The organism is Bradyrhizobium sp. USDA 326 (genome assembly GCF_049739485.1).
In the GTDB taxonomy this organism is placed as follows: domain Bacteria; phylum Pseudomonadota; class Alphaproteobacteria; order Rhizobiales; family Xanthobacteraceae; genus Bradyrhizobium.
This window is the reverse complement of record NZ_JBMGQA010000001.1, coordinates 4,995,499-5,018,001: the sequence shown is the minus strand read 5'-3', so window position 1 is coordinate 5,018,001 and position 22,503 is coordinate 4,995,499. Positions and strand designations below refer to the sequence as shown.

Below are 22,503 nucleotides of genomic sequence, written 5' to 3'. Positions count from 1 at the left end.
GACTCCTATTCCAATTGCATGCGAATGCCCTTGGCGCCGTTGAGCAGGCGCTTCAGGTGAAGACCGGCCAGCGGATCGTCGGCATGCATCCCGACCAGCGCGGCAAAGGCCGGCATGGCGGCGGCATCGCCGGCCTCCATCTTGGCAAACGCTTCGGAATATTGCGCCGTCGCCGGGGCTTCGAATTTCGCCTGGGGCAGCGGTTCGAACGCGCGCAGCGGCTCGCTGCGTCCGCGCAACATCAGGTCGCCCACGGGACGTCCATGGAAGTTCGCAGCCCCCTTGGCAACGCTGGCACTGACGCAGATGCGCGTTCCCAGATGCTTGTTGGCAGCCTCCAGCCGCGACGCCGTATTGATGGTGTCGCCATAGGCCGTGTAGTCGAAGAAGCGGTTGCCGCCGAAATTGCCGACCAGCGCGGGGCCAGCATGGGCACCGATGCGGGTGGTCCCGAAATTCACGCCTCTCGCCTTCCAGCGCGCCGAAAAGTCCTCCGCCCAGGCGTCGAGGTCATGGGCGCAGGCGACTGCACGCGTCGCATAGTCCGGCTGGTCGCCGGGTGCGTTGAACAGCACCTGGATCGCATCGCCGATGATCTTGGCGACCGTCCCCTCATGAGCGAAGACAATCTCGGTCATGCCGCCGACATATTCGTTGAGCAGTTCGCCCAGCGTCTGCGGGACCGCGGTCTCGACCAGCGAGGTGAATCCGGTGATGTCGGTGAAGAGGATGGCCACATCGCGCCACTGCACCTCCATGCCGTCGCCGTCGACATCCGCCGCCAAACGCCTTGCGATCTCCGGCGAGAAGAAACGCGACAGCGAGGCATGGGCGCGCTCGGCTTCCATCTGGCGTCGTCGCACTTCGCGCAGCATCTCCACGTGACGAATGGTCTTCTCGATCGTGGTCTCCAGATCGGCGAAGTCGATCGGCTTCGTCAGGAAGTCGAACGCGCCGCGGTTCATGGCGATGCGGATGTTGCTCATGTCGCCATAAGCGGAGACGATGATGGTCGACTTCTTGTCCTCGGATTCCTGGAGCTTCGCCAGCAGCGACAACCCATCCATCCGCGGCATGTTGATGTCGGAAACCACCAGGTCGACATGCGGGTTCAGCTCAAGCGACTCCAGCGCCTCCAGGCCGTCGCGCGCGAAGATGAGAGCGAGCTTCCCATCGCGAATCTGCCTACGGAATTTCTGCAGGATCAGCGCCTCGAGGTCAGGCTCGTCGTCGACGAAGAGGATGGTCGCTGTCATGCGGCTTGCTCGAGCCTCGTGTCGATCTCCTGCCGCAGCAGCGCGAAGTCGATCGGCTTGGTGAGAAGCCCGACGGCACCGCGCTCGATCGCCTTTCGGCGCGTCTCGGCGTCGCCATAGGCCGTGATCATGATGACGGGCACGTCCGGATGCGCGGCACGCACCTTCGGCAGCATGTCGAGCCCGCTCATGCCGGGCATGTTGATATCCGACAGGATCAGGATCAGCGAGGGATCCCGAACCTCGGCGGCGCGCTTCAGCGCCTCGGAGGCCGAGAGCGCGAACTCCATCTGGAAGCGGCCGGCGCGCAGATCGCGCCGGAACTGTTGCCGAAAGAGCGCCTCGACATCGGGCTCGTCATCGACGACCAGGATGTAAACGTTCAAGACTTGTCTCCGGGTGTACTGCCAGTCGCGCTGCCTTTTGCCATCGCCCGCGGCAGGGTGATGATGAATTCGGTGAATACACCGGGCTCGGTGTTCACGTCGATCGTGCCGCCGTGCTGTTTCACGATGATATCATGGCTCATGGACAAACCGAGCCCCGTCCCCTCGCCGGCCGGCTTGGTGGTGAAGAAGGGGTTGAACATTCTCTCCTTCACCTCGGCCGGAATTCCCGTGCCGTTGTCGCGGATCCGGATCTCGACGCTGCCGCCGAGTTCTTCGTTGTCGCGCTCAAGGTAGGCGCGAAGGCGTCGCCCTCGCTCTCCTTGCGCTTGGCCGCCGCGTAGAAGCCGTTCGAGATCAGATTGAGAAAGACGCGCGTGATCTCCTGCGGATAGATGTCGACCACACCGGCAGCGGGATCGAACGCGCGCTGGAGCGTGACTTGGAAGGCCGGTCTCTCGGCGCGCGCGCCGTGATAGGCCAGATTGAGGCTGTCCTCCACGACGGCATTGATGTCGACGTCGCGATGCTCGCCGGAGCCCTCGCGCGAATGCAACAGCATATTCCTGACGATGGAATCGGCGCGCTTGCCGTGCTGCACGACCTTCTCGAGGTTGCCCCTGAGCATCCCGGTCAGCTCGTCAACCTCCTCCTTGGTCTTGCCGTCGAGAGCGGCGGATCGCAGTGTTTCGTTGAGCTCGTCGATCAGCTCCGTCGACACTGCGGAGAAATTGTTGACGAAGTTGAGCGGGTTCTTGATCTCGTGAGCGATGCCGGCGGTAAGTTGCCCGAGAGACGCGAGCTTCTCGGTCTGGATCAGGCGGTTCTGCGCGGTGCGCAGATCGTTGAGGGATTGGCGGAGTTCCGCCGTCCGCTGCTCGACCTTGTTCTCCAGACCGGCATAGGATTCCTGCAAGCGCGCACCCATGTCGTTGAACTGGTCGGCGAGCTCTTCAAGCTCGTCGCCGGTTTTGATCGAGATGCGCTGCGAGAAGTCACCGCCCCCGATCCGTTCGGCGCCGCTGCGCAGTGCCTGGATCGGCCCCACCATGCGGCGCGCGAGAAATACCCCCGCAAGCACGGCAAAGATCGACGCCGCGAGCAGGACGACCGCAAGCCGCTGCAACGATGCATAGAGCGCGGCATAGGCCTCCTCGACCGGCAACTCGACGAACATGGTCCAGTGCAGCGGCTCGATCGGGGCCGACGCGGTCAGCACCTTCTGGCCCTGGATGTTGCGCGCTTCGGAAAGCGCTTCGGTGACGGTACCGCTCCCGGCCAGCGCGGCCCGCACCTGCGGGAGCCCGGACATGTCGGTATTGCGCAGGACGAGGCTGATGTCGGGATGCGCGATCAGTCGTCCCTCCGCACCGACCACGTAGGCGTGTCCGTGCTCGCCAACCTTGATCTGGGACACAACGTCCCAGATCAGCTTGAGATTGACCTCCGCGATGCTGACGCCGGCATCCCTGCGCACCCCCGCCAGCGCCAACGTCATGTAGGGCTCGGATTCCCGGCGGAAATAGACCGGGCCGTAGTAGACCTTGTGCGCGACGGCCTCGGTGAACTTCGGATCGCTCGACAGGTCGATCCCGCTGTCAAGCGCGTCCATCGCCAGCCGCGAGACCCGCAGCCTCTCCTTGCCGGTCGAGTCCACCTGGGCAAGCTCGGTAATCGCAGGGACCTGGCGCAGGAGGCGCAGCGCGTCGAACCGGCGCTGCTCGATCGAACCGCCCGACCAGGGCAGTTGCGTGGTCCAGCCGAGCTGGCTCTCGATCTCCTTGACGAACTGGCCGATCTTGGCCGCAGCCGCCTCGGCCTGCTCATGCTGGACCCGGATCAGGGAAGCCTTGTGCTCGCGATAATAGAAGAAGACCTCGAACAAGCCATTGGCGAGCAGAGCGATTGCGACGACGGCCACGAACAGCGCGACGTATTTGGTGAAGAGCCGGGTCCGGATTCCACGGCCCGCCGTCTCCCCGGAGGCGGCCTCGCTTCGGGCCGCGCTCGGCAGTGTCCCGGCTTGGGGGGTGTCGGGGTGAACGGACAGGCTCATCCCGCGGAACCTAGCAAGAAGACCGGACCTTGTCTCTCGCAAGAGCGGCAAACCGTTTTTGCGAGAGACAAACGAAAGGGGCGGCAGCGGATAACCGCTGCCGCCCCTGATCTGGCTTGCCTTGCGGCCTCAGGTCGGCCGCAGCGCCTTGGAACCGAGGTCGAGCTCGTTGACCTGCTTGTTCCGCTCCGAATCGGCCGCCGCGCGATGGTCGGTCGCCAGCACCACATAGACCGCCGGCAGCACGAATAGCGTGAACAGCGTGCCGATCGACATGCCCGCCACGACCACGAGGCCGATCGAGAAGCGGCTGGCGGCGCCTGCGCCGGTCGCGGTCAGGAGCGGGATCAGGCCGGTGACCATCGCGGCCGTCGTCATCAGGATCGGCCGCAAGCGGATGCGGGCCGACATTTCGATGGCGGAGCGGCGGTCGAGCCGCTCTTTGATCTGGAGCTCGTTGGCGAACTCCACCATCAGGATGCCGTGCTTGGTGATCAGGCCGACCAGGGTGAGCAGACCGACCTGGGTGTAGATGTTCATGGTCGCCGCGCCGAAGAACAGCGGGATCAGCGCGCCGACGATCGCCATCGGCACCGAGATCATGATCACCAGCGGATCGCGGAGGCTCTCGAACTGTGCGGCCAGCACCAGGAAGATGATGATCAGCGCGAAGCCGAAGGTGATCGCGAGTTGATTGCCTTCCTGCACATATTGCCGGGAGTCGGCCAGATAGTCGTGGCTGAAGCCCTGCGGCAGCTTCTTGGCCTCGCCCTCGAGGAAGTCGACCGCCGCGCCGACAGTCACACCCGGCATCGGCACGGCCGAGAACGTCGCCGAATTGAGCTGGTTGAAGTGAGTTAGCGAATTCGGGTCGGTCTTGGTTTCAATGGACACCACCGTCGACAACGGCAGCTGCTGGCCGGTATTGGTCGTCACGTAGTAGCCGCCAAGCGATTCCGGCGACAGCCGCTTGGCGCGCGGCACCTGCGGGATCACCTGGTACGAGCGGCCCTCGAGATTGAAGCGGTTGATGTAGTTGCCGCCGAGCAGCACCGCGAGCGTGGAGCCGAGGTTCTGCATGTTGACGCCGAGATCCTGTGCCTTGGTGCGGTCGATCGTCACCTTCACGTTCGGCTGGTTATAGGCGAGGTCGCTGTCGGAGACGATGAACATGCCGCTCTTGCGCGCAGCTTCCTTCAGCTTCTCCATCTGCTCATAGACCGTCTGGAACCCGGCGGTGGAGTTGATCACCATCTGGATCGGCAGGCCGCCCGGGCCACCCGGCAGCGGCGGAAGGTTGAAGGCGAAGGCCTGCACGCCCTCGATCTTGGAAAGCTCGGCTTGCACCAGCGGCTTCAGCTGGATCGACGAGCGCTTGCGCTCGTCCCACGGCTTGAGCAGCATGCCGGCGATACCTCCCTGCGGGCCGTTGATGCCGTTCAGCACGAAGCGCAGGTCGGTCTCGGGGAATTTCGCGAATTCCTTGTCGAGCTTTTCGCCGTAGAAATCGAGATAATCGATGTTGGCGTATTTCGGGGCCTTGGTCACTGCGAACACGATACCCTGGTCTTCCTCGGGCGCCAGCTCCTTGGAGGTGTGCATATAGAGGAAACCGACGAGGCCGAGGATCGTGATCGCAAACAGGCCGGTGATGGCCTTGTAGTCGAGCGAGCGATCGAGCTTGCGGCCGTACCAGCGCGTCATCGCGCCGAACACCCGGTTCACGAGCTTTGCGAAGCGGCCCTCCTCGGTGTTCTTCAGCAGCATCGAGCACATCATCGGCGACAGCGTCAGCGCGATCACGCCCGACACGATCACCGAGCCCGCGAGGGTGAAGGCGAATTCGCGGAACAACGAGCCGGTGAGGCCGCCGAGGAAGCCGATCGGCGCGTACACCGCCGCGAGCGTGATCGTCATGGAGATGACGGGGCCCACGATCTCGCGCGCACCTTGCAGCGAGGCCTGAACCGGTGTCTTGCCCTCCTCAAGGTGGCGATGGATGTTCTCCACCACGACGATGGCGTCGTCGACCACGAGGCCGATCGCCAGCACCATCGCGAGCAGGGTCAGGAGATTGAAGCTGAAGCCCAACGCCAGCATCAGGGTGCAGACGCCGATCATCGACAGCGGAATAGTGACGACGGGGATGATGACCGAGCGCAGCGAGGCCAGGAACAGGAAGATGACCACGATCACGATGATCACGGCCTCGCCGAGCGTCTTCTCCACCTCGTCGATCGAGGACTGGATGAACTTGGTCGAGTCGTAGGCGACCTTCATCTTCATCGATGGCGGCAGATTGCGCTCGAGCTCCGCGGAACAGCGCACGCACACCCTTCACCAGCGTCAGCGGATTGCCCTGCGGGGTTGCCTGCACGCCGATGAAGATCGCGTGCTCGCCGTTGAAGGCAACGCTGGCGTCCGTGCTCTGGGCGGCAAGCTCGACGGTGGCGATATCCTCCATCCGCACGAAGCCGCCGTCCTTGGCCTTGACGATCATCTTCTTGAACTGATCGACATTGGTCAGGCCCGTGTTCGTGGAGACGTTCGAGACGATGAGATAGCCCTTGGTCTGCCCCGCCGCGGACTGGAAGTTGTTGGCGGTGATTGCCGCGGCGACGTCGGCCGGCGACACATTGCGGCCGGCCATCTTCACGGGATCGAGCCAAAGACGCATCGCGAAGGTCTGGCCGCCGAGAATGTCGGCCGAGGCAACGCCGTCGACCGTCGACAGCACCGGCTGCACCACACGCGTCAGATAATCGGAGATCGCCGAACCGGACAGTTCCTCGGACGAGAAGCCGAGATACATCACAGCCGTGGTCTGGCCGGTTGTCTTCGTGACGATGGGATCGTTGGATTCCTTCGGGATCAGGTACTTCACCGAGTTCGTCTTCGCCAGCACCTCGGTGAGCGCCTGGTTCGGATCGAAATTCAGCTTGATGTAGACCTGAATCGTCGAGGTGCCGAGCACGGAGGACGAGGTAATGTAGTCGACGCCCTCGGCAGAGGCGACTGCCTGCTCGATCGGCGTGGTGATGAAGCCCTGGATCAGGTCCGCGGACGCTCCGGGATAGACGGTCGTGATGTTGATGACCGTGTTCGACAGCTTCGGATATTGCCGAATCGGCAGCACCATCGCCGCGCGCAGGCCGATCAGCAGGATCAGCAGGCTGACGACGACCGACAGAACCGGGCGCTTGATGAAAATATCGGTAAGGGCCATCGCGGCGATCTCGATTTCTTTATCTCAAGAGACGTGATCCGGCCGAGCCGGATCACGCGAGGATGTTGTCAGTAGCGCGGCGGCTGCGCCGGGATCGGCGGAGCCGGGTCGGTCGAGATCGATACCGGCGCGCCCGATTGCAGCTTGAGCTGGCCGACGGCAACGACCTTGTCGCCCGCCTTCAGGCCCTTGACGATTTCGACGCGACCGTCGACCCGGTTGCCGGTCTGCACGAAGGTGCGCACCGCCGAGAGGCTGGACTTGCCGTCCGCTTCCTTTTTCTCGGCGATCACGAAGACCGAGTCGCCGTACAGGGTGTAGTCGACCGCCGTCTCGGGCACGGTGATCACGGCCGGCTTGTCCGGCAGCACCACCGTGGTGGTCACGAACATGCCGGGCTTGAGGATCTTCTCCGGATTGGCGATCGTCGCCTGCACGCGAATGTTGCGGGTGTCGGCCGCGATCTGCGGCTCGATCGTGGTGATCTTGCCCTCGAAGGTGCGGCCCGGATAGGCGTCGACCTTGAGCCGAACGGCCTGGCCGACCTTGAGGTGGCCGGAGTCCTTTTCCGTCACCGTGAAGTTGGCCCACAACTCCGACAGATCGGTCAACGACACGATCGCCGTACCCGCCGTCAGATATTGGCCGACCTCGACCTTGCGCATGCCGAGATCGCCGGAGAACGGCGCACGCACCAGCTTCTGCGAGATCAACGCTTCGGTCTTGGCGATGCCGGCCTGCGCCTGGTCGTAGGCGGCCTGCGCGGTATCGACGGTCGCCTGCGGTCCGAACTGGCGCGACGCCAGCTGCTTGGCGCGATCGAGCGACAGCTGCGCGACGGTCGCCTGCGCCTTGTAGTTGGCGAGGTCGCCCTGCTCCGGCGCGTCGAACAGCTGCACCAGCGGCGTGCCGGCCTCGACACGCGTACCCGGCTCGAACTTGATCTCGGTGACGCGGCCGTTGACGTCGGCGCTGACGTCGACCTGATGCACGGCGACAAGGCTGCCGACCGCGGTGAGCAGGTTCGGCACCACCTCGGACTTCGCCTCGGCCGCGCTGACGGCCGTCGGCGGCGGCTTGTTGTTGGCGAAGAACTGCTGGATCATCTGGCCGCGGAAATAATTGAACCAGACGAGGCCACCGACGAGCGCAGCCAGAAGCGCGCCGACGATGATGAACCAGAGCACTGGCCGGACCGGACGCTTGGGAGCCTTGTTGTCGATCGGTTGCCCCGAAATCTTGTGTTCGGCTACGATGTTCATGTCATGCACTTTCTGCAATCGCCGCCTTGCCGGCATCTGCGGCCTGATCGCGGCCCAGATGCGAAGCAATTGCGGCGTCGTTAAGTCCGATACCCCTCAGGAGAAACTCACAGAGCTGCCGCTGCAGGTCGTTCGCCTTGCCGTAAGCGAGACAAGGCGTGGCCGGCAGCCTGGTCAGCGCCGCGGTCATCACCGAATGATGCGCGAACCAGAACAGATTGAGCGGTTCGCCAACGCACGGCCGCGCGTCACCGCTCGCAATCGCGCGCTCGAGCGAGGTGACGAAGACAGCCCCGATCAGCGTCTCGATCTTGGCATACAGCAAGCGCGCGAATTCGCCATCATCCAGATGGCTCGTGGCCATCAGCCGCAGGCGCTGCGCCTCTTCCTGGTCGGGCCCGTCCGCGATCGCGAGGAAATGCTGAACCATGCCGCGGATCACTTCGACCAGCGTGGCGGTCGACGGCTCCCGTTCGAGCAGCTCCATCAGGGCCGGGTCCGCCTCGCATTCGTCGCTGAGGATCTCGGCATACAGCGCCGCCTTGGACGGGAAATGCTTGAACAGCAGCGCCTCGGAAATGGCTGCAGCGGCCGCCACGCTCTTCGTCGTGGTGCCGGTATAGCCATGTCGGGCAAAGCAGCGCTTTGCGGCACCGAGGATCAATTGACGCCTCAGGTCGCTTGTCATACGCAATGAGCTCATGCCGGGTGAGTAAGCACTCACCCACGCAGAAGTCAAGCACTATGTTGCATCGCAACCTGAATGCGCTGCGAATTCAGGGGAAATTCGCCCGCCACACGGCCTCCGTGCAAGGCACCCTGTTGAGGAGCAGCGCCGGGCTAGATCGGCTGGAAGCCGAGGTCGCCGCGGATCCGGTTAACGATGTAGGTCCCGTCCCGGCTTGGCAGGATCCGCTCCAGGCTGGCGCTGTCGATCTTCACATTGGCAAAGCGCGGCCCGGCCGAGACGTCGTGAACGGCTTTGGCGAAGGCCTCGACCTCGGCCATGGTCGTGACGGCACGGCTGTCCGCAATGCCGCATGCCTTGGCGACGCCGACAAGATCGGCGGCGGCCGAGGTGTGGCTGGTCTGCCCACCGGTCTCGCCATAGGCCTCGTTGTCGAGCACTACGACCGACAAGTTGGGCGGCTTCTGCAGGCCGATGGTGGCGAGGCTGCCCATGCCCATCAGCATCTCGCCGTCGCCGGTGATGACCAGCACCGGCAGCTTCGGCTGCGCCAGCGCGAGGCCGAGCCCGATCATCGCGGCGCCACCCATGCCACCCCACAGGTAGAAATTACGGGCGTGGTCGCCGGCCGCGCAGATGTCGTTGGTGGAGGCACCGAGGCCGCCGATCGCGACGACGCCCTTGCGGTCCGCGAGCAGGGTGGACACCACCTGGCGGCGGTCGAGGAGATTGGCCTTGCTCATTTGGTGAAAACCTTGGCGCCGATCAGGCGCTGCGACAGAAGGACGGCGGTCGGGGTGAGCGCGTTGTAGGCCTGCGCCGCGGCGGCTTCGAGCACGGCGGGCACCTCGGCCGCGTTCGAGGCGCGCAGCACCTTGACGCCGGAGAGCTCGAACACGCCCTGCGTGGTCGATCCCATCGGCACCTGCCACGGATTGAACTCGCCCCACTCGCCGCGCATGGTCACGAGCGTGAGGAAGGGAAAGCGCAGTATCGGGATCAGCGACAGCATGTTGATGCAATTGCCGACGCCGCTCGACTGCATCAGCAGCACGCCACGCTGTCCGCCGGCCCAGGCGCCGGCGAGCAGCGCCACGCCCTCCTCTTCCGTCGTCAAGGGAATGCCGCGCATCGTGGAGGAGTCCAGGACGCGCTGGATCAGCTTGGAATGACCGGCGTCGGGCACGTACGGCACCTGCCGGACGTCGAAGCGTTGCAATGCCGCGAAAATGTCGTCAGGCCAACTCGGCGTCGTGTCGGCAGCGTCAGTGCGTGCGTGCATTTTCCTGTCCGGTCGGCTAGCAAGGTGCAAGACTGTAGACGCATGCACGCGCCAACCAGAACAACAAAAACGGCATATCGGCTTTAACCGGCGAGTATAACGGGATGAACGCAGATGCGAAGGCGCTGGCCGCCAGCTTCGACCTCGAGAAGCTGACGCCGGAGTTCTACGAAAACCCCTACCCCACCTATCGTGCACTGCGGGAGAACGAGCCGGTCAAGCGCCTGCCGAACGGCACCGTGTTCCTGACCCGCTACGACGATCTCGTCACCACCTACAAGAACACCAAATCGTTCAGCTCGGACAAGAAGCGCGAGTTCGCGCCGAAATACGGCGACACCCCGCTCTACGAGCACCACACCACCAGTCTCGTCTTCAACGACCCTCCCTCACACACCCGCGTGCGCCGCCTGATCATGGGCGCGCTGTCGCCGCGCGCGATCGCAAGCATGGAGGGCGATCTCATCAAGCTGGTGGACGGCCTGCTCGACGCTATCGAAGCCAAGGGCGTTTGCGAGCTGATCGAGGATTTCGCTGCTTCAATTCCCATCGAGGTGATCGGCAATCTGCTCGACGTGCCTCATGACGAGCGCACACCGCTGCGTGACTGGTCGCTGGCGATCCTGGGCGCCCTCGAACCCGTGGTGTCACCCGAAGGCGCAGCGCGCGGCAACAAGGCGGTGACGGACTTCCTCGCCTATCTCGAAACTCTGGTGGCACGGCGGCGCGCCAAGCCAGGCAATCCCGAGCGCGACGTGCTGACGCGGCTGATCCAGGGAGAAGGTAACAGCGAGGAGAACGGCGAGCGGCTGTCCGAGAAGGAGCTGCTGCATAATTGCATCTTCCTGCTCAACGCCGGGCACGAGACCACCACCAACCTGATCGGCAACGGCCTCGTCGCGCTCGACCGCAATCCGGATCAGAAGCAACGCCTGATCGGCAACCCCGACATGATCAAGACCGCTGTCGAAGAGATGCTGCGCTACGAGAGCTCGAACCAGCTCGGCAACCGCATGACCACCGAGAAGGTCGAGCTCGGCGGCGTCATGCTCGATGCCGGCACGTCGGTGACGCTGTGCATCGGGGCTGCCAACCGCGATCCCGCGCAGTTTCCCGACCCTGAGCGTTTTGATATCGCACGCACGCCAAACCGGCACCTCGCCTTCGCCACCGGCGCGCATCAATGCGCCGGCATGGCGCTGGCTCGGCTGGAAGGCGCCATCGCGATCTCGCGCTTCCTGGCGCGCTTCCCGAACTATGCCGTGAGCGGGCAGCCGGTGCGGGGTGGACGGGTCCGGTTCCGCGGGTTTTTGAGCGTGCCCTGCACGATCCGCTGAGGCCTCCAAAACAAAAAGACGAAAACAACCCCATGCACAGTAGGGGCGGGGTCGATGAACGATACCCTGCGGATCCGCAGAACTATCGGACGTTTCAGGCAAATCGGGCTGCGCCACGCCATCGGCGCATGAAGGCTTCCAAGGAGGCCGGCGGATACCCAAATCAAGCTGAAGACCGCCGGTGCAGTCAGTTGAGGACCCCGTGCGCAGCAATGGAGTGACGACAGATGAGCTCGTCGGTCATTGATTTCATCACCACGGAAGCACGGTTCGGAGCCCATAATTACGAGCCGATCGGGGTCGTTCTGTCGCGCGGCGAAGGTGTCTGGGTCTGGGATACCGAAGGCAACCGGTATCTCGATTGCCTCTCGGCCTATTCGGCGGTCAGCCAGGGCCACTGCCACCCCAAGATCCTGGCGGCGATGGTCGAACAGGCGCACAGGCTGACGCTCACCTCGCGGGCCTTCCACAACGACCAGCTCGCCCTGTTCTACGAGGAGATCGCAGCGCTCACCGGTTCCCACAAGGTGCTGCCGATGAACAGCGGCGCGGAGGCGGTCGAAAGCGCGATCAAGTCGGTCCGCAAATGGGGCTATGAGGTGAAGGGTGTGCCGGACGACCAGGCCGAGATCATCGTCTGCGCCAACAATTTCCACGGACGCACGCTCGGCATCGTCGGCTTTTCAACCGACCCCGAGACACGCACACATTTCGGGCCGTTCGCGCCTGGCTTCAAGATCATTCCGTTCGGCGACGCCGCGGCGCTGGAGAAGGCAATCACCCCAAACACGGTCGCCTTTCTGGTCGAGCCGATCCAGGGCGAGGCCGGCGTCGTCATTCCTCCAGCCGGCTATTTCACTGAGGTCCGCGAGCTTTGCACCGCCAACAACGTGATGCTGGTGCTCGACGAGATACAGACCGGGCTCGGCCGCACCGGCAAGCTGCTCGCCGAACAGCACGAGGGTATAGAGGCGGACGTGACGCTGCTCGGCAAGGCCTTGTCCGGCGGCTTTTATCCCGTGTCGGCCGTGCTCTCGAACAACGACGTGCTCGGGACTTTGCGACCCGGGCAGCATGGTTCGACCTTCGGCGGCAACCCGCTTGCCTGCGCTGTGGCGCGCGCGGCCATGCGCGTGCTGGTCGAGGAAGAGATGATCGAGAACGCGGCAAGGCAAGGCGCGCGCTTTCTGAAAGGCTTGCAGGACATTCGTGCCAATACGATCCGCGAGGTTCGCGGGCGCGGCTTGATGCTGGCCGTCGAGCTGCATCCCGAGGCCGGCCGCGCCCGCCGCTACTGCGAGGCGCTTCAGGGCAAGGGCATCCTCGCCAAGGATACCCATGAGCAAACGATCCGCATCGCCCCGCCGCTGGTGATCACAAGCGACCAGGTCGACTGGGCGCTGGAGCAGTTCGCCACCACCCTGACGCGGGATCTCTCTTGAGATTGCCTGCGTCGGAAGATCGCAATGCCGGCCGCTGCCAGGGACGAACCATTCCACGGTCTGTGCGTTGAAAGTCGTGGGCAATTACGAGTTGGGAGCGAAGATCATGCTTCCGCATGGCGTTTGCCTGACGGCTGTTTTGGTTGGCGTCTCGATGCTGACGACGAGCGTGTCGGCCCAGGGACCAGGACACGGACGGGGTGGACCACCAGGGCCAGCCGCAGCGCCGCCATCAGCACCACCGGCCATGGCCCGCCCGGCAGCACCACCGGCTATGGCTCGTCCAGCAGCACCGCCAGCCATGGCGCGTCCCGCCGCGCCGCCAGCCATGCCGCAGCGACCGGCGATGGCGCCACGTCCGGCGCCGCACATCGCCTCACCGCCACCGCGTCCGACCCCACATATCAGTGCCCCCCGAGCCGCCCCGCAGGTGGCAGCGCCCCGGCGCGAATTCCATCGCCCGCCGGCAGCGCCGCAACGTCCGGCCATGGCGCCGCGGCCGACGCCGCATATCGCCGCCCCTTCGCGCCCAAGTGCACCCCCGGCCCTGAGCGAGCGTTCGGGACCGCCGCGTGAGATGCTTTCGCGCCAATCCGCCGAACGCCAGGACCGCATCGACCGCTTGCAGCAGCGCGTGCAGCAACTGCAATCGCAGAAGCCGAAAGGCGCAAGGGCCCAGCAACAGCAGCAGCGGTTGCTGCAGTCGCAGAGCCGTCTTCTAGAGCGTGAGCAGCGTGTCCAACAGCGCTCGCAGCAGGTCGAGCAACGGCAGCGCGAGATGCTGTCGCGCCAGACGACGGAGCGCCAGGCTCGCATCGAACGCCTGCAGCAGCGTGTGCAGCAATTGCAGTCGCAAAGGCCGGAAGGCGCGCAAGCGCAACGCGCACAGCAGCGACTGCTCCAGGCGCAGAACCGCTTGCTTGGCCGTGAGCAGCGCGCGCAGCAAATTGATCTGGCGCGCCAGCAGCGGCTTGGATTGCAGGCTCCGGCGGAGCGCGCTCCGGCACTTGCGGCCGCCGCGCAGGCCGCCGAGCGCGGACGGTTTGCGGCGCGCTTCCGCGAGCAGTCCACTTCGCAGACCCAAGCGGCTCTCGTCACGCGCCAAAGCGGCTGGGCTCCCCGACAGGCCTGGCGTCACCGTCATCCCGCGGTGTTCGTGGCGTGGCTTGGGCCCGTCTTCTGGCCTTACGCCTATTCCGACATCTTCAACTACACGTTCTGGTCCTATGGCTACGAGCCCGGATATTGGGCGTACGCCTATGACGACTTCGTCGACACCGTGTTCTGGGGTGGTGACGGCACCTATTCCGCCTACGCCAGCATCAACCCGTATGACTATCCGCAAGCCGGCGGCGGCTACCGCGCGCGCCAGCGTGCCAGCGTGAGCCCGCAGACGCTTCAGCAGTTGTGTGCCACGCCGGACAAGGGCGTAACCGCCTGGCCGCTTGCCGATATCGCACGGGCGGTGCGGCCGACGCCGGAGCAACGCGCATTGTTGGACGAGTTGAAGACGGCGGCGGCCAACGCTGCCGGTGTGTTCAAGGACTCCTGCACGGAGACTTATGCGCTGACCCCTCCTGGCCGCTTGCGGGCGATGATGAACCGCATCGGCGCGACGCTGGAAGCCGTCAAGATCGTTCGTCCGGCACTGGAGAATTTCTACAACTCGCTCAGTGACGAACAGCAGGCCAGCTTCAACGCGCTTGGCCCCAATGTCGGCGAACGATCGCCGCAGCAGCAGGAGGCGAGTAGCGAAGGCTGCGCCGATCCGAAGTCCGGGCTCACGCAGTTGCCGATCCAGAGGATCGAGGCTGTGCTCCACCCTGCAGGTAAGCAGAAAGAGGCGCTCGATCGCCTGAGCGAAGCGACGGCGAAGGGGGTTGAGGGCCTGCAGGCGGCCTGTCCGAACGATGCGCCGCTGACACCGGTCGGACGGCTGGAGACGATGCAGCACCGGCTCGAGGCCATGTTGACCGCCGCCAAGCTGGTCGAGCCTGCGCTGGACGAGTTCTATGCCACACTGAGCAGCGAGCAGAAGGCGCGCTTCAACACGCTGCAACAGGTCGCAAGCCCGTGAGGATGGCATCGCGTTCTCGCGCTGCAATTTGCGCAGCGGTCGAACGACGCCGGGTGACTGGGGCATGTACTCATTGATCGGCTGGCCGACTGGTGTCGGGTTAACCCCCAACAGCGGACCAAGCGCGGACATTCTCCGAGGTCGCAGGTGGGCCAACAACGGACTCATGCGCCGCGGTAAATTTCATCCTATTTTGATCAGCCTGTCGACGAGGACGCGCACGGGCTCATTCGGGCAATCCCGCCTTCCGAAAACCCTCGATCATCAGCTTCGCATTTATTGATAGTCGGCTCCGACCGATCCAGGCCGATATCGTGAAAGCGGGGTCGATCTCAAGCATACGAGCCGCCGCCTCACGGGCATCAGCGTCGCGCCCAAGATGGGCGAGAGCGGATGCGAGGCAGCGGTATGGTCCTGGATAGGAGGGGTTGTGACGCTGGGCTTTCTTCCCTGCACTGATGGCCTCGTCAAAGCGACGAAGCTCAATAAGGGCAAATCCCATCCCGGTTAGGACTATGTATTGTTGCGGGTCTAAGGGGCTCATTCGCACGGCACGTTCAAAGCTCCGGATCGCTTCTTCCGGCTGACCCGCAACCTTGTAGACCCAACCTCTGCAATTCCATGCACGATATGAATTTGGGTTGAGCGTAACCGCCCGGTCGGACATCTCGATCTCTGTCTCCCAATCACCGACCAAAAGTGCCGAGATCAATGCAGCATTTGCTAACGTATCTGGATCGTCATGGTCGAGTTTCAATGCCATGCGTACAAGCCGAACGGCTTCCCGGCTTTCGAATTGGGCATCGACGGCATAGTTCCTGACCACATTTTCCGCGTGACAAGCACCTGCCAGAGCAGCGGCAGCAGCAAATTCAGGATCAAGCTCCAAGGCGCGCTGGACCAGTCGGAGCGCCTCGGCCAACCCTTCGCGGGTCGTTCGGAAGGCCCGCTGTATAGCCCGGAGATAAAGATCATACGCGGTGAGATCTTCCGGTCGCCGCCGCTTCGCCATTGCAATTTCTGCTTGAAACAACCTGGGCTGAATAGCGGAGACAACGGCGAGCGCGACGTCGTCCTGCAACGCGAAAATGTCCGTCATGTCACGCTCGAACTTTTCCGCCCAAATGTGTGCGCCCGTAGCCACTTCAATCAACTGGGCCGTGACGCGAACTTTCCCGGGCGCCTTGCGCACCGCTCCCTGAAGGACATAGCGCACGCCAAGCCTGCGCCCGACTTCCTTGATGTCGACGGCTTTGCCCTTGAAGGTGAAGCTCGAATTGCGAGCGATCACGAACAACGATTTGAACCGCGAAAGCGCGGTTGTGATCTCCTCAACCATCCCGTCCGCGAAGTATTCCTGTTCGGGGTCACCGCTCATGTTCTCGAACGGAAGCACGGCGATCGACGGCTTGTCTGGAAGCGGCGGGACCGCATTTAGTCTCTCGGTCAGCGCGCTAGACGCTCCAGCGCGGACATCGTAAGCGCGAACTGGCCTGGAGATGTTCTTGAGCTGCTGCTCGCCGCGATCCTCGAAGCTAACCGCCAGCTTGCCTTCGACTTCGCTGTACACCTTCTCGGAAATCAGTATGCCACCCGGATCGGCAATCCCCTCCAGCCGCACAGCAATGTTGATCCCGTCGCCGTAGAGTTCACCGTCCTGCCCTACGATAACGTCACCAAGGTTGAGCCCGATGCGTAGCCTGAAGGGACTGGTGCCCGAGGCGAGATAATCCTGTATCTCAACCGCGCATCTCACGGCGGCCAAGGGACTGGCGAACTCGACGAGCGCGCCATCACCCGTTGTTTTGATAAGTCGCCCTTCGTTGCGGTAAAGGCTGGGTTCAATCAATTCTTGCTTGAGCCGCTCGAACTCGGCGTATGTGGCTTCCTCAGCGCGTTGCATCAACGCGGAGTAACCGACCACGTCGGCGGCCAAGATTGCCGCTAGTCGCCTCTGAACCCGCTGCTCGGTCACAGCTCCTCCGAACGACAGACTAGCCACGCCGCTGCAAGGATGAGCCTAGCACTTTGTTACGGACTTGTGGGCGGTAATCGCGAGAGCTTCACTTGCCCTAAGCAGCGTTTACCTGGCCCATGCAGGGGCTGCGTTCGGCGGCCGCGAATAACATCGTGGATCAGGCTGGGACGCTGACCAGGGGTCAAGCGGCGATAATGACCGCTCAGGGTCATTCGCGACGATTCGGCCGTCAGCCAGCTACGTCCGGTCTACGACCGATAACGGACATCCCAGCCGGGCATTGGAATGGCAGCGATGGCCAAAAGGAGACCTCAATTACTGCTCTTGTCTGCCGTAACCAAACCACGAAGGTTCCTGCCTCATTGCTCGCGAACGCCAGCTTTTCTGAGTCCTTCGATGATGTCGTCGTACTCACGACGAAACTGCGGATTGCTCGAACGTGCGTAGCCGATTTGCCGGAACCACTGGATCGTGAAGTCCGGTCTGATTGCATTCAGTTCGACCAGTACTTGCTGGGCCATTTCCAACTGGTCAGTGGCTCCGTAAGCTGAAATCAGATCTACATACGGAAACCAGTCCCATTTATTCAAATTGATGGAGCGCCTACATTCCTCAATACCTTCCTTGTACTGGCGCAGATGGACATGAGCATGACAGAGGAAAAAACGCCAAGTGCCAGCGCCCGGATCTTTGGGGCTTAGGCGCAAAGCGATTTGAATCGGAGTAAATGCTTCGCGCGCGCGTCCCGCCGTAATGAGTACGATCCCCTTGGATGCATACGCGACAGGCGAATTAGGATCGATTTCCAAAGCCGCGTCGTATTCAGGCAAGGCTTCCTCAGGATTTCCGTAGTTCAAAATGTTTCCCTTGGCTACGTGCGCATTTGCGGTCGCCGGGCGTTTAGCAAGAACTTGATCGATCAGCTTGATCGCCATCTTTTTGTCTTCGACCACGGATTTCGACCAGCCGTAGATCACGCCATCCGCTATGCACAACGTCTTACCAATCATTGCATCTATGTTGCCCGGATCGAGGCGCAGTGCGCTGTCGAACAAGTCGTTTGCCTCCGCATTCGTTACTTTGGTCCGAGGACCGTAACGCTTCGCCCAGCCGCGCATGCTGAAATCCACAGCGTCTGGATTGGTTGGCCTGTCCATTTGGCTGCGTCGGCTTTCGGCCTGGATGAGTTCGACGTTGAGTGAGCGGGCGAGCCGAGCCGTGACCTGTTCCTGCAAGGCCGCAAGATTAGTCCGATCGCCGTCAAAGCGGTCCGACCAGACATCGCGACCAGTCGACAGGTCGGAAAGTGATACGTTCATACGGACCCGATCTCCGGCCCGCTGCACCGCGCCCTGTACCGCCCATCGGATACCAAGGTCCTTGCCGAGCGTCTTGAGATCGACTTGCTTATTCTTATAGGCGAAAGCCGTCCCGCGCCCGATCACGAATGTGTCGGGCATTTGCGCGAGGTCTGTCGTCAGATCGGTCGTAATGCCGTCGGCGAAATAGTCCTGCTCAACATCGTTGTTGAGGTTTGCGAATGGCAGGACAACGAGGGACAAACGGGGAGCAATGTCGGGCCGGGCCGTAGCCTGCTTCTGTGTCTTTTGGCTTTCCGGAAACACGTCTGTGCGGAGCGTCTTCCAAACAGTCCAATACCCGACGAGTCCGCCCGCGATCGCACCCACGGCGGCGATCGAGGCGAGCGCGCCCCCGATCAACTGCAATCGTGCCCGCAAGCGACTCTTCAAATTGCGAGCGGATGGCGGCTGCCCCGGTCGTTCCTCATCGGATGCGGCTTTGTCCGGCTGCTCAATATCGGATGGCGGTTTGCCAGGTGGATCGTTGGAGACTTCCGAGTTTTTCACCGTAGCTCCCTATACGGGTCACACGCCCACGCTTCTCATTCTAGCAGAACTGCACGACCTAGGTTGGTCAAGCCTTCTGACTCATTCGCAGTACGCGCAACAATCCTTAGCCCATCTTCCGTCGAGGCTTTACGAGGCTATGAACGAAATTAGGACAAGCGTTCTGTCCGAGGCATTGGAATTATTCGTCATATCGAATTGCTGGACGTTGAACCTCACAGAACCTGGCCAAACATATCTTGTATGCCATCGCCTCCAGGTTGAGAGCCACTCGAGACCTCCTTATAGCGAGAGGGATCGTCCATGTCTTTATCCAGACGAGAGACACTGAAGATTCCGGCAGGAGTAATCTTAGCGTCAGCACTTGCGCGGAGCCCTGTAGCAGCACAATCGTCACATACTAAAATCGTGTTGTTGGGCACAACGGGAGGCCCCCCCCTGCAAGTTGCGCGCGCTGCACCGTCAAACGCCATCGTAGTGGGGGGAGCTCTTTACGTTGTCGACTGTGGTAATGGCGTCGCCCGACAAATAGTGCAAGCCGGCTTGAGGCTTAATGCATTGAAGAGCATCTTCATTACCCATCACCACTCGGATCACAATCTGGACTATGGGAACTTGTTCTATTTTGCGTGGTACTCGAGCCTCCGAGATCAAGTGAATTCCTACGGACCGCCCCCACTAGCAGAGATGACGAGTAAATATTTCGAACTGAATGCCTTCGATATCGATATCCGGATGCGCGATGAAAAGAAGCCCGATCCCAGGAAGCTGCTTGTTCCGCATGAGATGACGTCCGCGGGAGTTGTGATGCAGGATGACCATGTAAAGGTCACATGCGTATTGGCCGACCATCCTCCGCTTCCGGTGGCGTTGTCTTATCGTTTTGACACGGATGATCGTTCGGTCGTTTTTTCAGGAGATACTCGAAAGTCCGGCGCTCTGATAGAGCTTGCCAAGGGTGCCGATGTGTTCGTGTGCGAGGCGCAGCATCTTCCGGGAGTGCGCAGTGCGCTCGACCAAGCTGTGCAGGCGGGCAGGTTCGATAAGGACACTGCAGCTGATCTTTTCAAGAGCATTTCAGGAAACGCTCTCACCGTCGAGCAGGCGGGCGAAGTCGCTCAAGCCGCTGGCGTCAAAAAGCTGGTGCTAAGTCATTTTGTACCGGGGAATGGTGCCGTGCCCGATCAGGTGTTCGTGGATGAAGCTCGCAAAGCGTTCTCCGGCGAAATTATAGCTGGACGGGATTTGCTCGAACTCTAGGTGGTCGTGGCGCTCAAGGTCCGCTTTGCGTCAAAAGCGCCGGTTTGAGCGGCGCCGTGTCACTTCCGGTGTGCCCTGATCAGCAGACTATATCTGAGCCAAACCGAGCTTCGCCATCGGGTCACTTGCAGACATCGCGCGAGCGGTCTGCGTTAGGCATCCGTATTTCGCTTTCGGACCGACGTGCAGCAAGATCAAACGCCCACCCTCAAAGAGGATGGGCGCGTGGTGACTCACGACATGATGACGTCCTACTTCTTCTCGGCGGTGTTTGACGGTGAATCGATGACAGCGCAATGGTCTGACTTTTTCACCGAGACGCTCGAGGCAACTACACCACCGTCCTATGCCGCGTGATGCAGGTGCGAAGCACCTCGTCCATCGGCTTGCCCCACCAGTTGTTGGAGAAGATCTCGATCTCGGAATAGCCGGCAAAGCCCTGCGCTTCGACCGCTTTGCGCACCGATTTGATGTCGATGACCCCGTCGCCCATCATGCCGCGGTCGTTGAGGATGTCCCTGGTCGGTACCAGCCAGTCGCAGACGTGGAACGCGAGCAGGCGATCCTTGCCGGCGCGCGCGATCTGGCCCATCAGCTCCGGGTCCCACCAGATGTGATAGACGTCGAGCGCGACGCCGAGCATGCCGCTGCGGCCGGGGTCGAGCCGGTCGCAGATATCGAGCGCCTGCTTGGTCGTGTTCACGCAGGCGCGGTCGGCTGCATAGGCCGGATGCAGCGGCTCGATGGCGAGCGGCAGGTTCGCCTGCCTGGCGTAGTCGAGCATCTCGGCAAGCGCTTCCTCGACCTGCCCCCGCGCCGCCGCGATGTCCTTCGAGGCCTCGCTGCCCGGCCGCGAATATTGCGGCAGGCCGCCGACGACGAGGACGATGCAGGGCGCGCCCAGCGCCCTGGCTTCGTCGACGCAGCGCCGGTTGTCGTCGCGCACTTCGGTACGGCGCGAGGCATCCGAGGTGAACATGCCGCCGCGGCAATAGCCTGAGAGATCGAGGCCGGCCTCGCGCACCGCGCGAGCGGCGCGCTCGAGACCGACAGATGCGACCTGGTCGCGCCAGGGATCGATTGCGCGAATGCCGTGCTTGGCACAGGCCTCGATGATCGCGACGAGGTCGCCCTGCCTGCGGACGGTCGCCGTGTTCAGCGACAGCCAGCGATGATCGGACGAAAAATCGCGCATCAGGATTCGACACCGTGAGTGGCGAGCACGGTTTTCATCCGCTGCGTCGCGAGTTCAGGGTTGGCGAGCAGGCCGGCCTTGTCGGCCAGACGGAACAGCTCGGCGAGGTGCAGCGTGGAGCGCGTGCTCTCCTGCCCGCCGACCATGGTGAAATGATCCTGATGGCCGTTGAGATAGGCCATGAACACCACGCCGGTCTTGTAGAAGCGCGTCGGCGCCTTGAAGATGTGGCGCGACAGCGGCACCGTCGGGCCGAGCACGTCGTGGAAGCCGGCTTCGTCGTCGGCCGCCAGCCGCGACAGCGCATAGGACGCCGCCGGCGCGATCGCATCGAAGATACCGAGCAGCGCATGCGAAAAGTCTTGGCTGTCGCCGGCGATCAGCTCGGCATAGTTGAAGTCGTCGCCGGTATACATCTTGATGCGCTTGTCGAGCCGGCGACGCATGTCGATCTCGCGCTGCTTGTCGAGCAGCGAGACCTTGACGCCGTCCACCTTGGCGGCGTTGGCGTTGATGATTGCGACCGCCGTATCCATCGCCTCGTCGAGATCCCTGGTGCCCCAGTATCCCGTCAGGGCCGGATCGAACATGTCGCCGAGCCAGTGGATGATCACGGGCTCGCGAACCTGCGACAGCACGCGGTCATAGACCTTTGCGTAATCGTCCGCATTGCGGCCAAGCTTGGCGAGCGCGCGCGACGCCATCAGGATGATGCGACCGCCGACCTTCTCGACTGCCGAGATCTGCTCTTCGTACGCACGGATCACGTCGTCGAGGCTTTTCGCATCCTCTACCGCGAGATGGTCGGTGCCGGCGCCGGAGAACACCAGCGCGTTGCGGCGCTTGGCGGCGGCAACCGAGCGCGTTATCAGCTCCAGCGACGTCGGCCAGTCCAGCCCCATGCCGCGCTGCGCGGTATCCATGGCTTCGGCCACGCCGAGGCCGAGGTCCCAGACGTGCTCGCGGAAAGCGATGGTCCTGTCCCAGTCGACGGCGGCCGACAGCCAGGGATCGTTGTCGGCAAAAGGATCGGCGACGGTGTGCACGGCCGAGAAGGCGATGCGGTTCAGCGGTCCCTCGAGCTTTGCGGGAAACGTGCGCGAGGCAGCTAACCGATAGGTCTCGATCGAGCGATCGGCCTTCGGCAGCTTCAACGATAGGGATGACATCGGTTGGACGGACTTATTCAT

The 22,503-nt window shown here is 62.8% G+C and carries 15 protein-coding genes and 2 pseudogenes; 4 read left to right on the top strand and 13 right to left on the bottom strand.

What is annotated here, in order from left to right:
- Positions 1-5: 5 nt before the first annotated feature.
- The 8 genes and pseudogenes from ABIG06_RS23660 to ABIG06_RS23625 form a co-directional block, all read right to left on the bottom strand.
- Positions 6-1,256 carry an adenylate/guanylate cyclase domain-containing protein gene (locus tag ABIG06_RS23660; protein WP_370138797.1) on the bottom strand — a complete coding sequence of 417 codons (1,251 nt, stop codon included), beginning with the start codon at positions 1,254-1,256 and terminating at the stop codon, positions 6-8.
- Complete coding sequence (locus tag ABIG06_RS23655; RefSeq protein ID WP_124160637.1) at positions 1,253-1,642, bottom strand: response regulator; 390 nt, start codon at positions 1,640-1,642, stop codon at positions 1,253-1,255. Before ABIG06_RS23655 ends, ABIG06_RS23660 begins: the two co-directional genes overlap by 4 nt.
- A pseudogene (locus ABIG06_RS23650) lies at positions 1,639-3,698 on the bottom strand (sensor histidine kinase). Before ABIG06_RS23650 ends, ABIG06_RS23655 begins: the two are co-directional and overlap by 4 nt.
- Before the next feature lie 129 nt (positions 3,699-3,827).
- Positions 3,828-6,924 (bottom strand): annotated as a pseudogene (locus ABIG06_RS23645) (MexW/MexI family multidrug efflux RND transporter permease subunit).
- A 68-nt stretch (positions 6,925-6,992) separates the two neighbouring features.
- Positions 6,993-8,186 (bottom strand): efflux RND transporter periplasmic adaptor subunit, encoded by a 1,194-nt coding sequence (locus tag ABIG06_RS23640; protein ID WP_199751531.1) that lies wholly within the window; start codon positions 8,184-8,186, stop codon positions 6,993-6,995.
- A 1-nt stretch (position 8,187) separates the two neighbouring features.
- Positions 8,188-8,889 carry a TetR/AcrR family transcriptional regulator gene (locus ABIG06_RS23635; RefSeq protein ID WP_124160634.1) on the bottom strand — a complete coding sequence of 234 codons (702 nt, stop codon included), beginning with the start codon at positions 8,887-8,889 and terminating at the stop codon, positions 8,188-8,190.
- Between the two features lie 137 nt (positions 8,890-9,026).
- Complete coding sequence (locus ABIG06_RS23630) at positions 9,027-9,617, bottom strand: thiamine pyrophosphate-dependent enzyme (RefSeq protein WP_124160633.1); 591 nt, start codon at positions 9,615-9,617, stop codon at positions 9,027-9,029.
- Entirely contained in the window at positions 9,614-10,156 is a 543-nt protein-coding gene (locus tag ABIG06_RS23625) for a phosphonopyruvate decarboxylase (protein ID WP_370138796.1), read from the bottom strand. Before ABIG06_RS23625 ends, ABIG06_RS23630 begins: the two co-directional genes overlap by 4 nt.
- 104 nt (positions 10,157-10,260) lie before the next feature.
- Between ABIG06_RS23625 and ABIG06_RS23620 the strand changes: the two genes are divergently transcribed.
- Positions 10,261-11,493: a cytochrome P450 gene (locus ABIG06_RS23620; protein ID WP_124160631.1), complete on the top strand. Its 1,233-nt coding sequence runs from the start codon at positions 10,261-10,263 to the stop codon at positions 11,491-11,493.
- 227 nt (positions 11,494-11,720) lie between these two features.
- Complete coding sequence (gene rocD / locus ABIG06_RS23615; protein ID WP_370138795.1) at positions 11,721-12,935, top strand: ornithine--oxo-acid transaminase; 1,215 nt, start codon at positions 11,721-11,723, stop codon at positions 12,933-12,935.
- 718 nt (positions 12,936-13,653) lie between these two features.
- On the opposite strand, the gene ABIG06_RS23610 is transcribed toward rocD, so the two are convergent.
- Entirely contained in the window at positions 13,654-14,040 is a 387-nt protein-coding gene (locus ABIG06_RS23610) for a hypothetical protein (RefSeq protein ID WP_245454513.1), read from the bottom strand.
- A 51-nt stretch (positions 14,041-14,091) separates the two neighbouring features.
- Here ABIG06_RS23610 and ABIG06_RS23605 point away from each other — a divergent pair, with 51 nt between their 5' ends.
- Positions 14,092-15,012: a Spy/CpxP family protein refolding chaperone gene (locus tag ABIG06_RS23605; protein WP_370138794.1), complete on the top strand. Its 921-nt coding sequence runs from the start codon at positions 14,092-14,094 to the stop codon at positions 15,010-15,012.
- A gap of 226 nt (positions 15,013-15,238) precedes the next feature.
- Here the strand turns inward: ABIG06_RS23605 and ABIG06_RS23600 are convergent, their stop codons facing one another.
- Both ABIG06_RS23600 and ABIG06_RS23595 read right to left on the bottom strand, forming a co-directional pair.
- Positions 15,239-16,948: an adenylate/guanylate cyclase domain-containing protein gene (locus tag ABIG06_RS23600; RefSeq protein ID WP_370138793.1), complete on the bottom strand. Its 1,710-nt coding sequence runs from the start codon at positions 16,946-16,948 to the stop codon at positions 15,239-15,241.
- A gap of 401 nt (positions 16,949-17,349) precedes the next feature.
- On the bottom strand, positions 17,350-18,858 hold the full coding sequence (locus tag ABIG06_RS23595) for a tetratricopeptide repeat protein (protein WP_370138792.1): 1,509 nt from the start codon (positions 18,856-18,858) through the stop codon (positions 17,350-17,352).
- A gap of 303 nt (positions 18,859-19,161) precedes the next feature.
- On the opposite strand from ABIG06_RS23595, the gene ABIG06_RS23590 reads away from it, so the two are divergent.
- A complete protein-coding gene (locus ABIG06_RS23590) occupies positions 19,162-20,118 on the top strand; it encodes an MBL fold metallo-hydrolase (RefSeq protein ID WP_370138791.1) in 957 nt (318 codons plus the stop codon).
- Positions 20,119-20,449: 331 nt separating this feature from the next.
- Here ABIG06_RS23590 and ABIG06_RS23585 read toward each other — a convergent pair whose 3' ends face one another.
- Positions 20,450-21,313, bottom strand: a complete 864-nt coding sequence (locus ABIG06_RS23585) for a sugar phosphate isomerase/epimerase family protein (protein WP_370138790.1) — start codon at positions 21,311-21,313, stop codon at positions 20,450-20,452.
- Positions 21,313-22,503 carry a dihydrodipicolinate synthase family protein gene (locus tag ABIG06_RS23580; RefSeq protein ID WP_370138789.1) on the bottom strand — a complete coding sequence of 397 codons (1,191 nt, stop codon included), beginning with the start codon at positions 22,501-22,503 and terminating at the stop codon, positions 21,313-21,315. The genes ABIG06_RS23585 and ABIG06_RS23580 overlap by 1 nt, the downstream gene beginning before the upstream one ends.